Origin of the sequence: Halorubrum tibetense (genome assembly GCF_042661865.1) — an archaeon.
In the GTDB taxonomy this organism is placed as follows: domain Archaea; phylum Halobacteriota; class Halobacteria; order Halobacteriales; family Haloferacaceae; genus Halorubrum; species Halorubrum tibetense.
This window is the reverse complement of record NZ_JBHSWW010000065.1, coordinates 1-11,083: the sequence shown is the minus strand read 5'-3', so window position 1 is coordinate 11,083 and position 11,083 is coordinate 1. Positions and strand designations below refer to the sequence as shown.

Annotated in this window: 12 protein-coding genes; 5 read left to right on the top strand and 7 right to left on the bottom strand. The window is 68.0% G+C overall.

Annotation, left to right across the window (positions count from 1 at the left end):
- On the bottom strand, positions 1-201 hold a 201-nt coding region (locus tag ACFQEU_RS06570; RefSeq protein ID WP_379780473.1), incomplete at its 3' end, for a gamma-glutamyltransferase.
- Between the two features lie 166 nt (positions 202-367).
- Here ACFQEU_RS06570 and ACFQEU_RS06565 point away from each other — a divergent pair.
- Together ACFQEU_RS06565 and ACFQEU_RS06560 are read left to right on the top strand one after the other, a co-directional pair.
- A complete protein-coding gene (locus tag ACFQEU_RS06565; RefSeq protein ID WP_379780471.1) occupies positions 368-736 on the top strand; it encodes an Hsp20/alpha crystallin family protein in 369 nt (122 codons plus the stop codon).
- Between the two features lie 213 nt (positions 737-949).
- Complete coding sequence (locus tag ACFQEU_RS06560; RefSeq protein WP_379780469.1) at positions 950-1,876, top strand: DMT family transporter; 927 nt, start codon at positions 950-952, stop codon at positions 1,874-1,876.
- 64 nt (positions 1,877-1,940) lie between these two features.
- Here ACFQEU_RS06560 and bcp read toward each other — a convergent pair whose 3' ends face one another.
- Positions 1,941-2,417 (bottom strand): thioredoxin-dependent thiol peroxidase, encoded by a 477-nt coding sequence (gene bcp / locus ACFQEU_RS06555; RefSeq protein ID WP_379780467.1) that lies wholly within the window; start codon positions 2,415-2,417, stop codon positions 1,941-1,943.
- Between the two features lie 139 nt (positions 2,418-2,556).
- Here bcp and ACFQEU_RS06550 point away from each other — a divergent pair, with 139 nt between their 5' ends.
- Together ACFQEU_RS06550 and map are read left to right on the top strand one after the other, a co-directional pair.
- Positions 2,557-4,617, top strand: coding sequence for a histidine kinase N-terminal 7TM domain-containing protein (locus tag ACFQEU_RS06550; RefSeq protein ID WP_379780465.1), 2,061 nt, complete (start codon positions 2,557-2,559; stop codon positions 4,615-4,617).
- Positions 4,618-4,795: 178 nt separating this feature from the next.
- On the top strand, positions 4,796-5,701 hold the full coding sequence (gene map, locus ACFQEU_RS06545) for a type II methionyl aminopeptidase (RefSeq protein WP_379780462.1): 906 nt from the start codon (positions 4,796-4,798) through the stop codon (positions 5,699-5,701).
- A 162-nt stretch (positions 5,702-5,863) separates the two neighbouring features.
- Here the strand turns inward: map and ACFQEU_RS06540 are convergent, their stop codons facing one another.
- From ACFQEU_RS06540 to ACFQEU_RS06520, 5 genes are all read right to left on the bottom strand, one after another.
- The gene (locus ACFQEU_RS06540; RefSeq protein WP_379780460.1) at positions 5,864-6,997 is read right to left on the bottom strand and encodes an ATP-NAD kinase family protein; all 1,134 of its coding nucleotides are present in this window, start codon (positions 6,995-6,997) and stop codon (positions 5,864-5,866) included.
- Positions 6,998-7,222: 225 nt separating this feature from the next.
- Positions 7,223-7,996, bottom strand: a complete 774-nt coding sequence (locus tag ACFQEU_RS06535; RefSeq protein ID WP_379780458.1) for a competence/damage-inducible protein A — start codon at positions 7,994-7,996, stop codon at positions 7,223-7,225.
- Between the two features lie 93 nt (positions 7,997-8,089).
- Complete coding sequence (locus tag ACFQEU_RS06530; protein WP_379780456.1) at positions 8,090-8,896, bottom strand: DUF5803 family protein; 807 nt, start codon at positions 8,894-8,896, stop codon at positions 8,090-8,092.
- Positions 8,897-8,899: 3 nt separating this feature from the next.
- Positions 8,900-9,589: a DUF2110 family protein gene (locus tag ACFQEU_RS06525; RefSeq protein ID WP_379780454.1), complete on the bottom strand. Its 690-nt coding sequence runs from the start codon at positions 9,587-9,589 to the stop codon at positions 8,900-8,902.
- The gene (locus tag ACFQEU_RS06520) at positions 9,589-10,113 is read right to left on the bottom strand and encodes a transcription factor (RefSeq protein ID WP_379780452.1); all 525 of its coding nucleotides are present in this window, start codon (positions 10,111-10,113) and stop codon (positions 9,589-9,591) included. Before ACFQEU_RS06520 ends, ACFQEU_RS06525 begins: the two co-directional genes overlap by 1 nt.
- Positions 10,114-10,345: 232 nt before the next feature.
- Between ACFQEU_RS06520 and ACFQEU_RS06515 the strand changes: the two genes are divergently transcribed.
- Positions 10,346-11,083: hypothetical protein (locus ACFQEU_RS06515; protein WP_379780450.1), on the top strand; the 738-nt coding region annotated here is incomplete at its 3' end.

The window sequence follows — 11,083 nt, the reverse complement described above, 5'->3', positions numbered from 1 at the left end:
GTCGCCGCCGAGCCCGGTCGAGGTCGGCTCGACGACGTTGAGCGCGGCCGCGGTCGCGACCGCGGCGTCGAAAGCGTTGCCGCCGTCACGGAGCGTCTCGATCCCCGCCTGGCTGGCGAGCGGTTGACTGGTAGCGACGACGCCTCCCTGGCCATAGACGGTTGATCGTCGTGACGCGAACCGATCGGGGTCTGGATCCATACCGATGCTGGCACGTCCACGGGCCTAAAAGGGTGGGCGGATGGATACGGGTCCTCCCGTGATCGACCCATTCAAACGTGGTTGAGAATAGTTAATACATCACAAAATACGATGGATTTATATAGAACCGCGAACGTACTGCCATTTGCATCGGAGGTGGAACCCGATGGCTCTCCCACGCACAGCGAACACGTGGAGCAGTGGACTCGACTTCCCGAACCGACTGTTCGAACGCGGTAGCAACGACTACGAACTGTACGAGCAAGACGGCGAGTTCGTCCTCACCGTGGAGCTCCCCGGGTTCGACCCCGCGGAGATCACTGTCACGTGGGACGACGGCGTCTTGAACGTCGCCGGCGAACACGAGGACGAGTTCCGTAACACGCGCCGGACCTACCACCGTCGGTTCCGGTTCCCGAAAACCGTCGACGACGACGCCATCGAGGCGTCGTATCAGAACGGCATCCTGACGATAACCCTCCCGACCGTCGTCGACGCCGCGGCCACGGGAACCGAGATCGAGATCGAGAGCTGATCCGGGATCGACGCCGCCCGTCGACTCCTAGTCGGGAGTCGGTCCGGTGTCGACGTGTGGCCCGGCTCGTTTTATGAGTCGGCGATACGGCTAGCACAGCCGGTCGGCCGCCGATCTCGCTTATCAGTCACGACCGCGCCAGCGGCGGGTCCAACACCGGTCCGGACGGCCGGAACGGACACGGATTTACGCGTGGCCGTCCTCCGGTCGCCCGTGTCACGGTATCGAGACGTCGTCCTGTTCTTTCTGCTCGCCGGCTTGTGGGGCGGCTCGTTCGTCGCTATCGAGGTCGGCTTGGAGTACTACCCGCCCGTGCTGTACGCGGCCTACCGGTTCGATCTGGCCGCCCTCCTCCTCGTCAGCTACGTCCTCCTGACCGAGCGGGGGCCGCTCCCCCGGACCCGCGGCGACCTCGCTGCGATCGGCTTCAGCGGCGGCCTCTCGGTGGCCGCGAACAACTCGCTGCTGTTCGTCGGCCAGCAGTACACGACGAGCGGGATCGCCGCGATCACCTACAGTCTCGTCCCGATCGCGACCGCGGCGGTCGCGGCGGCGTGGGTCGGTGAGTCGGACCTCGACGCGCGCGGGATGTTGGGTGTCGTCCTCGCGTTCGTCGGCGTCGGACTCGTCGCACAGCCCGACCCGGAGAACCTCGCCGGCGGCGTCACGATCGGTGTCGGGCTCATCTTCATCGGCGTGCTCGCCGTCGCGGTCGGCAGCGTCGGGCTCCGGGTCGTCGAAACCTCCTTTTCCAGTATCGCGCTCACCGGCTGGGCGATGCTGTTCGGCGCGCTCTGTATGCACGGGATCAGCATCGGCGCGGGCGAACCACAGCAGTTACCGGTGACGGCGCTGCCGGCGCTCGTGGCGTTGGTGTTCCTCGGCGTGCTCGCCTCGGCGGTGGCGTACACCATCTACTTCACGCTGCTCGACCGGTTGGGTCCCTTCGAGATCAACCTCGTCTCCTACGTCGTGCCGGTCGTCGCGACGGTGACCGGCGTCCTGCTGCTTTCGGAGCCGGTGACGGCGTTCACCGTCGCCGGCTTCGTCGTCATCGTCGCCGGCTTCGTACTCGTCAAGCGGCACGCGATCGCCGAGGAAGTACCGAAGCTCGTCTCGCGGGCCGGCGGGTTCTTCTGACGGCTCGGATCGTCTAAACTCGAATTGTTGGAGGACTCAGCTCACACCCCCTCCGCGCTTCGGTTCACGGCGCGTTATCGTCGAGCCCGTCGATATCCGCGACGATCCGCGCGCCGTGGTCTTCCGGCGAGACGCCTTCATAGGCGAGAACGACTCGGCCGTCGGTGTCGACGACGTACGTGTTCCGGAACACGCCGTCGAAGGTGTTCCCGAACATGTTCTTCTCGCCGTAGGAGTCGTACGCGCTCGCGACCGCCCCGTCGGGATCCGAGAGCAGGTCGAAGGGGAGGTCGTGTTTCTCGGCGAAGTCGGCGAGGTCGGAGACGGGGTCGTCGCTGACCCCCATCACCGCGATGTCGCGGTTAGCGAAGGCGTCCCACTCGTCGCGGAAACTGCAGGCTTCCGCCGTACAGCCGGGGGTGTCCGCCCGCGGGTAGAAGTACACGACCGTGTACGCCGCGTCGGTGCCGCCGAGGGAGACCGACTCGCCGCGCTGGTTCGTGAGCGTGAACGACGGGGCGTCGTCGCCTGGATCGAGCATGTCCGTCTCTCGCGACGGGAGTCGCTTAGGCGATTCGATCGCGGGTGCGGGTTCGGTCCCGAACCACGACCGGCGTATCCGGCACGACACTGCTCGTCCGTATGCTTTTTACACCACAGCTGCGTCGACCCGGGTATCGATGGCATGGCAGACGACGCCGTACACGGTCCCGCTCCTCGTCGCCGGGTTGGCGTCGTTCGTCTTCGCTGCGTACGTGGTCTCTCGTCGGTTTCACGGCTCCGGACGGCTCGTCTGGTCCTTCTTCGCCGTCGCCGTCGGCGGCGGCACGTGGGCGCTGGCGTACGCGGCTCAACTGTCGGCGACGACGCTCGATGCGACGCTGTTCTGGAACCGCATCGTCTGGGTCGGCGTCGCCGTCCTCGCGACAGCGTGGCCCGCCTTCGTCGCCGCGTACGTGGACCGACCGGCGTGGCTCCGGCTCCCACGGGTCGGGATCCTCGCGTTCGTCCCGACCGTCGTCGTCGTCGCGGTGTGGACGGTCGGATCGGTCCCGCTGTTCTACGAGTCCCCCTCGCTCATCGTGGCCGACGGCGGCTATCTGGTGTTATCGTTCTCGCCGACACCGGGACTGTTGGCGTTCATGGCGTACACCTACGTGGTGAACCTGATCACGTTCGTGGTGCTCGCTCGCACCGCGATACAGCGGACCGGGGTGTTCCGGCGGCAGGCGGCGCTGTTGTTCCTCGCGGGCGTCATCCCGATGGGAGTTGGCGTCCTCAACGTCTGGGGGTCGGTCGGCCCCGCACTCGTCGATCTCACGCCGATCTCCTTCGCCGTGACCTCCGGGCTGTTGGGATGGGTGCTGCTTCGGTACCGGCTCCTGGATCTCTCCCCCGTCGCCCGGAAGGCGGTGTTCGCGAACCTCTCGGACGGGATCGTCGTCGTCGGGAGCGAGAACCGCGTCGTCGACGCGAACGATCGGGCGCGCGAGCTCTTCCCGTCGGTAGGGGTCGGGGAGGCGGTCGAGTCGGCCTTCGAGGGGACTCCCGGGGTCATCGAATCCGTCCGGGGCACCGGTGAGGTAGAGGAGACGCACGTGACGATCGAGAGCGGCTCCGGCCCGCGGTTCCTCACGGTGACGACACACGGACTCTCCGCGCCCGGACTCGCCACGGACGACGCCGAAAGCGGGGTTGTGCTCCTGATCCGCGACATCACCGAACGCGAGACGCTCCAGCGGCGGTATCGCGCCCTGATCGAGAAGTCGCCGAACGTGATCGCGGTCTCGGGCGTGGACGGCTACCTCAGATACGTCAGCCCGTCGATCGAACGACTGCTCGGCCGAGAACCGGCGTCGCTTGAGGGGCGGCCGATCCTCGATCTGGTACACCCGGAGGACCGCGAGGAGAGCCAACGACGGTTCGAGGAAGCGTTCGAAACGGGCGAGCCACAGACGTTCGAACACCGGATCGCCCACGCGAACGGGAACTGGCGGCGCTTCGAGACGGTGATCGAACGGCTGTTCGAGGACGCGAGCGACGAAGTCGTTATCACGGCCACGGACGTGACCGAGGGGAGACGCTACGAACAGCGGCTACAGGTCCTGAACCGTGTGCTTAGACACGATCTAAAGAACGACGCGAACGTGATCGGCGGCTACGCCGACCTCCTCCGCGACCACGTCGACGAGGCCGGCCACGACCACCTCGACGTGATCGACCGCAAGGTGGAGACGCTCACGCACCTCAGTGACCAGGCCCGCGAGATCGACGTGGCGCTCCACGGCGACCCCGATCGCGCTCGGATCGATCTGGCCACGCTCGTACCGCGGCTCTGTACCTCGTTGGAAACCTCGTTTCCGACCGCTACGGTGACGGTGTCGACGCCGAACCGGGCCGTGGTGCTGGCGGACGAGCTGCTCGAATCGGCGATCCGGAACGTTCTGGAGAACGCGGTCGTCCACAACGACGGCGACGCGGCACGGATCGAGGTGACGGTCAGGCAGGCGGACGACGGGTATCGGGTCGAGGTCGCGGACGACGGGCCGGGGATCCCGCCGATCGAGCGGACCGTGTTCACTGAGGGGCGTGAGACCCCGCTCGAACACGCGAGCGGGCTCGGCCTCTGGTTGGTTCACTGGATCGTCACCGGCTCCGGCGGCGAGCTGGAGATCGCCTCCCGGGAACCGACTGGAACCGTCGTTACGATGCGGTTCCCCGGGGCGGAACCGCCGGCATAGGAGAAATCACGGCGGAATCGTCCGCGTAGAGTAGTCCCACGATCGGGCAGGGATCGAGGGGGTGGACGACGGCGAGGGTCGGGAAGGTGGACGGTCATGAACGCAAGCGGCCGGAGCCACCGACTCCTCGTCGTCCGTTCCCGCAACCTCTTTGCGCTCCCTGTTCGAACCGTGGGTTATGAGTCACGGACCCCTCGACGACGACGCGGTCGAGAGCTATCGGGAGGCCGGTGCAGTGCTGGTCGAGGCGATGAACGAGGCCCGGGAGATGGTCGAGCCCGGTCGCACACACCTCGAGGTCGCGGAGTGGGCGGAGGACTACATTCGCGAGCAGGGCGCGGGGATCGCCTTCCCGGTCAACATCAGCGTCGACCCCGAGGCGTCACACGCGACGCCCGGGCGCGACGACGGGACCACGTTCGGGGAGGAGATGGTGTGTCTCGACATCGGCGTCCACGTCGACGGCTACATCGCCGACGCGGCGGTCACCGTCGACCACACGGGGCACACCGAGCTCGTCGAGGCCGCCGAGATGGCGCTGGAAGCCGCCGTCGACGAGGCGGGGCCAGGCGTCGAGGTCGGCGTCGTCGGACGGGCGATCGAGGAGGTGATCCGCGGGTACGGCTACACACCCGTCCTCAACCTCTCCGGACACGGCGTCCAGCGATACGACGCTCACACCGAGCCGAGCGTCCCGAACCGCGGGGTCGACCGGTCCGTCGAGCTGGAACCCGGCCAAGCCATCGCGATCGAGCCGTTCGCCACGGACGGCCGCGGGAAGGTCGGCGAGGGGACCGCCGAGGAGATATACGAGCTCCAGCGGGAACGGAGCGTCCGCGACCGTCGCGCCCGGCAGGCGCTCGAGGAGATCGGCGAGTTCGACGGGCTCCCGTTCGCCGCCCGCTGGCTCTCCGGCGACCGAACCGACATGGCGCTCCGACGGCTGAAACAGGCGAGCGTCGTCAAAGGGTATCCGGTGTTGAAGGAGGACGACGACGCGCTCGTGAGCCAGGCGGAACACACGCTGCTCGTCACCGACGACGGCGTGGAGGTAACGACCGCGGGTATCCACGGCTTCGACTGACCGCGACGGAGTTGACGATACGGGTGACGTTGGTGACGCAGGCGACGCGGGCGATCACGCTGTCGTTCCCGAACCCGCACCCGAACCTGCACCCGCACCCGAACCTGCATCCGCACCCGCACCCGAACCTGCATCCGCACCCGCACCCGAACCCGACCCGCTTTAGACGATCTTCATCATTCGCGTCTCGAACGTCCCGACACGTACTTTCACCCACCCCGCGAGCGCCTCATCCAGATCGGGATCGTCGGTGTCGACCCGGAGTGCGCGCACGTCGTCGAGTTTCGTCCGGGAGGCGACGACCGTGACGTCGCATTCGCGGATCACCGCCGGCGACAGCTGCGGGTTCCCCCGGCCGAACACGAACCCCTGTCCGCCGATCGGCGAGACGACGATGACGTTCTCCTCGCCGAGCGTCGCCAGGATCTCGGCCTCGCTCGCGTCGCGGACGATCACCTCGCCGTCACGCCAGACGTCGACGCCGATGGGGGAGGGCTCGAACCCGAGCTCGGCTTTGATCGCGCCGACGGTCGACCCCGGGCCGAGGACGTACGTCACTCCGTCGCCGTCGCGGTCGCGAATGTCGGCTGCGACCCCCTCGGCGAGCGACTCGACGGTGCCGCTCCCGGTCTGTTTCGACGACTGGAGGTCCTCAGCGACCGGGACGTGAGCGATCCCGCGGAGCTCCGGGTGGACCTCACCCTCGCGGTAGGCGTCCTCGTCGATGTCCATCACTTCGCGGCGCTCGGTCCGCGAGAACGTGGCCGCCACGTCCGCGGCGTCCTCCGGCGAGACAGCAAACACCGAGGAGTACACTTTCACGCCCGCCGGCACCCCGAGCATCGGCACCTCGCTGCCCTCCAGTGCCGCCGCGACGTCCGTGGCCGTCCCGTCGCCACCGACGAACAACACCAGGTCGACATCAGTGTCGCGGAACGCTCGAACCGCTCGACGGGTGTGATCGGCGCTCGTTTCCGCGTGCTCAGCACGCTTCCCGGCCTGCTCCGGGTGACTTCCCGTCTCCGCATCGGTCTCCGCCTCGTCAAACGGGTCGACGACGCGGACCGGCTCGAAGCCCGACTCCCGAACGAGGCGCTCGCCCATGGGCTCGACGACCGTCGAGACGGTCGCTTCCGGCGCGATCTCGGCGAGCCGCGTCAGCGCCCGACGCGCCCGGTCGGGGGCCCGAGGCTCGGCTCCGCGGGCCCGCGCTTCGGCGACCTTCCCGTCGGTCCCTTTCAGCCCGACTCGACCCCCCATTCCGGCTATCGGGTTCACCACGACGCCGACGTGCATACCGGACATTTCGCCGCCGGGCGGTTAAACGGCTCCGGACACGGTTCCCAACCGACCCTCGGATCGGAACGCACCGGGTCGTGCGCGAAGATCAACGTTTAAGACGAGACCCGGACAACCCGCAGGTATGCTACTGTCAACTCTTCAGCCGGAGACGATCGCGGCCACCTCGGCCGCGTTGCTCGCTCTCAGCCTCCTGCTCATCGTCGCATGGGTCGCGTACCTCTATCGCTGACCGGTCTCCCGATCCGACTGACCGGTCTCCCGATCCGACTGACCGGTCTCCCGATCCGACTGACCGGTCTCCCGATCCGACGCGGCCGGTTTCGAGCGCTCCCTGAGCCAGTCGGCGGCCGCCGCCGCTGTCTCCGACTCGCTCGCCGTGATCTTCACGGTCACCCGCTCGCCGGGATACGATCCGACGCTCACGTCGAACCGCTCCTGTAGCTCGGTGAACCGCTCGATGAGCGCGCTCTCCGGCTCCTCGACGTCGACGCTCACGGTGTGTGTCGGCGTCCCCTCGAACTCCGCCGCGACCGTCTCGAACATCGCCTGCATCTCCCGCGGGACGCCCGGCAGGACGTAGACGGACTCGACGACACACCCCGGGGCGACGCCCGCCTCGTTGCGAAGCGGCCGACTCCCGGCCGGGACGTGGGTGGTTCCGGTCACGAGCTCGTCCGCGCTGTACCCTTGGTCGGCGAGCCACGCGGCCGCCTCGTCGTTCGCGACGACCTCACGGCCGAACGCGGCGGCCACCGCCTCCATGGTCACGTCGTCGTGAGTAGGACCGAGCCCGCCGGTGACGACTACCGCGTCATACTCCGCGTGATACTCGTTGACGACACGGGCGATCTCGGCGACCTCGTCCGGAACGACGGTCACGCGTCTGACCGGCACTCCCCGATCGGCGAGGCGGCCGCAGAGCCACGTCGCGTTCGTGTTCTCGGTGTCGCCGACGAGGAGCTCGTCCCCGACGGTGACGACGGCAGCGTTCATACCCGATCGACGCGGTGGCGACTCAAAAGAACGCCGGGTCACGGATACACGGGGACGGTCGCCCGCGACCGCGCCAGGGCGTCCGTAACCCTGTCAGGGCGGCCCGCGGTCGTCGTCCTCGGAGTCGCCCTCGTCTCCGGCGTTCTCGTCGTCGTACACCCCGAGCCCCATCCGCCGTCGCTCCTCCCGGAGCGTCTCCAGCTGTCGCCGGAACCGGAGCGTCCCCGCGATCGCGACGATCGACGCGATGACGACGATCCCGCCGAATATCAGCAGATCGGTCTCCCGGTACGACTGCACGACGAACGACCCGGAGACCGACTCCCAAGTGATACGGTTGCGGCCGTCGACCGTCTCGATCTCGTGGCTCCGCGGCGAGACGTGTCCGACGATCGGAACGTCGGTGCTGAACCCGGGCGGGAGCGTCACCGCGTGTGACCCCTGTACGTACGCGAGGAACGTGAACCGTCTCGGCGATCCAGTGCCCGAGAACGCGAGCTTCCCGTCCTCCATGTCGTCGGCGAATCGGACCCACGTCTCGTCGGGCGTCCGGTCCACCTCGCCGCCGCGGGCGCGGAACTCGCTTCCGTTTATTACCTCACCATCGGCGTACTGGTACCGGAACGCCTCGAACTCTAGAGGCTGGTCACCGGCGTAGACGGTTCCCTCGTACAGGCGGAGCTCGTCGCGTTCGGAGACGTTGTACACCACCTGATACGTGCCGTTCGCGGCGAGGTCGAACTCGGCGTCGCGGTCGGTCTCGAACTCGTACGGCGCGTGCGGCTCCGCGTCCAACGTCGCGTTGTCGACCTCGCCGCCGCCGGTGACGTAGCCGAGACAGCCGGCTGTCACGGCGATGAGCGCGACGGCGGCGACGGCGAGGGCGAAGCGTCGGTTCACGGGTCAGACGACACAGCGCATCTCGGCCGGGAGATAACTGCCGATGGCGGCGAGCAGTCCCGGCGGGTCGGTCCCGTCCGCACAGACGATGCTCTGTTCGAGGAGCCCGAGCCGTTCGACGGTGACGATGTCTTGTGCGTGGCCGGCACGATTCACCGTCGCACGGACTTCGCCACGGGTCGCGGAGTTGACGTTTACCCGCCCGGCTCCGCGCTGCCAGTCGTAGAGGCGGTCACGTTCCGCGTCCGCGAGCCGATGGTCCGCGTCGGACTCGGCGGGGTCTGCATACACGAACCGCAATGGGAGATGCTGGACGAGTCCGAACCGCTCGACGACCTGTTCGGGTGATCCGACACCCAGACCGATCTCGTCGGCCGGAACGCGGATCTCCACCCCGGCGTCGAGCACGAACCCGTCCGCATCCCACGATTCGAGAGTACCGACGTACGTCTCGCCTGCCGTGAACCCCTCGTCGTGGGCGACGATCTCGCCCCACGTCTCCGCGAGGACGTTCCGGGCGACGGTCGCGTCCTCGCCGGTTACGTCCACTTGGACGAACCCGTCGTCGCGGACGCCGACCTGCCAGTCGACCGCGAGATCGCCGACATCGTTGTCGACGAGCGAGTACATACCGTCGAGCGCACGGTCGCGGGCGTCACCCTCGACGTAGCACTTGGTTGCGAGGACGACCATCAGCCGGTCACGTCCACGTTGAGCTCGTCGCGGAGCTCCTCGACGCGTTGGCCCATCGCCTCGCGGAGCCGCTCGTTCTCCATCGCGTCCACCGGCGAGCCACATTCGGGACACTCGAAGCCGAAGTCCATCGCCTCGCCGAACTCGAAGCGGAGCGAACACACCTCGCACAGGTAGAACTCGTGGGTTCGCTCGTACTCCTCGCGCTCCTCTAAGGCGTCGAGCAGCCGGTACATCTCCTCTTGAAGGTTCTCCGGGATGTTGTCGTAGTGGAACGTCCAGAGGTACGTGAGCCACCCTGAGTCCTCGTCGCGGACCCGCCGGTAAGTGGCGAGGTCGTTCTCGTACAGGATGAACAGCGCGCGGCGCACGTCGTTGAGCTCCAATCCGAGCTCCTCGGCCAACTCCTCGTCGGTGACCTCGCCGTCGGGCGGCGCGGCGGCGACCGGCATCCCCGTCGGCCCCACGAGCTCGTGGAGGTACTTCTGGATGACGGGGTCGTTCAGTAGATCCTCAAAAGCCATTGACTGAAACTGGCGGTGGAACGAGGTTAAAAGCTCCGGAAGGGACGGATCGCGTCGCGGCTCGATCGGTCGGGCCGCGATCAGTCGGCCCCGTGGCGGGTCGACCACCTTCAGGAGACAGTAACGGGTCGACCGCCGCTAGCAGACGATGACGGGTCGACCGCCGCTAGCAGACGATGACGGGTCGACCGCCTCCGGCAGACATATACGCCCACGCTCACCGGTTCCGCGTATGGCAGGCGGGCCGACCCGAACGATACGAACCGGCGTCGGAGCGGTGGGGCTCCTCGCGGTCCCGGTACTGCTCGCAGCGCTCCCGATCGTTCCGCTCGCGTGGCTCCTCGACGCCGGGGTCGGCGTCGGTCTCCTCGTCGCCGCGGCCGTCGGAGCACTAGTTTCGGCAGCCCTCGGGCCGATGCTCGTCGATCGGCGGATCGCCCGACTCCCGGACGCCGACCTCGACGAACGGCCCGCCGCGTTCGTCGAGTATCGCGTCGACGAGCTCGCCGACGACATCGGCGTGGACGCCCCCGCAGTGACGATCGTCCGCGCCGACGCCCCCAACGTCGCCGTTACGGACGGGTATCGGGGTGCCCGGATCGTGGCTTCCACGCGACTCCTCTCGTTGCCGGCGGCGGACCGCGATGCCGCTCTCCGACACGCGCTCGTCCGGCTCCGACGGCGGGAGGCCGCGTTCACGACCGCGGTGTTACCGGCCCTCCTCGTCGTCGAGACGGTGGCGCTCCTCGCGACGCTCCTCGTCGGCCGTCGGGTCGACAGAAGCCCGGCCGACCGCCGTGTGAACCGTATCCACGGCTACGAGCCCGACCGCGAACGGATCCCCGCGCCGGTGTACACCGCAGCCGGGTTGCTGCTCTGGTTCCTCCTGCTCCCGGCCTGGACCCCCGCGATCGTCGGTGATCGGCTGTTCGTCGCCGGGCGGCGGCGCGCCGCGGACGCCGCGGTCGCT

Coding starts and splice junctions, on each gene's coding strand:
- map (WP_379780462.1), top strand. CDS start 4,796: ATGAGTCACGGACCCCTCGACGACGACGCGGTCGAGAGCTATCGGGAG.
- bcp (WP_379780467.1), bottom strand. CDS start 2,417: ATGCTCGATCCAGGCGACGACGCCCCGTCGTTCACGCTCACGAACCAG.
- ACFQEU_RS06550 (WP_379780465.1), top strand. CDS start 2,557: ATGGCATGGCAGACGACGCCGTACACGGTCCCGCTCCTCGTCGCCGGG.
- ACFQEU_RS06540 (WP_379780460.1), bottom strand. CDS start 6,997: ATGCACGTCGGCGTCGTGGTGAACCCGATAGCCGGAATGGGGGGTCGA.
- ACFQEU_RS06535 (WP_379780458.1), bottom strand. CDS start 7,996: ATGAACGCTGCCGTCGTCACCGTCGGGGACGAGCTCCTCGTCGGCGAC.
- ACFQEU_RS06520 (WP_379780452.1), bottom strand. CDS start 10,113: ATGGCTTTTGAGGATCTACTGAACGACCCCGTCATCCAGAAGTACCTC.
- ACFQEU_RS06525 (WP_379780454.1), bottom strand. CDS start 9,589: ATGGTCGTCCTCGCAACCAAGTGCTACGTCGAGGGTGACGCCCGCGAC.
- ACFQEU_RS06565 (WP_379780471.1), top strand. CDS start 368: ATGGCTCTCCCACGCACAGCGAACACGTGGAGCAGTGGACTCGACTTC.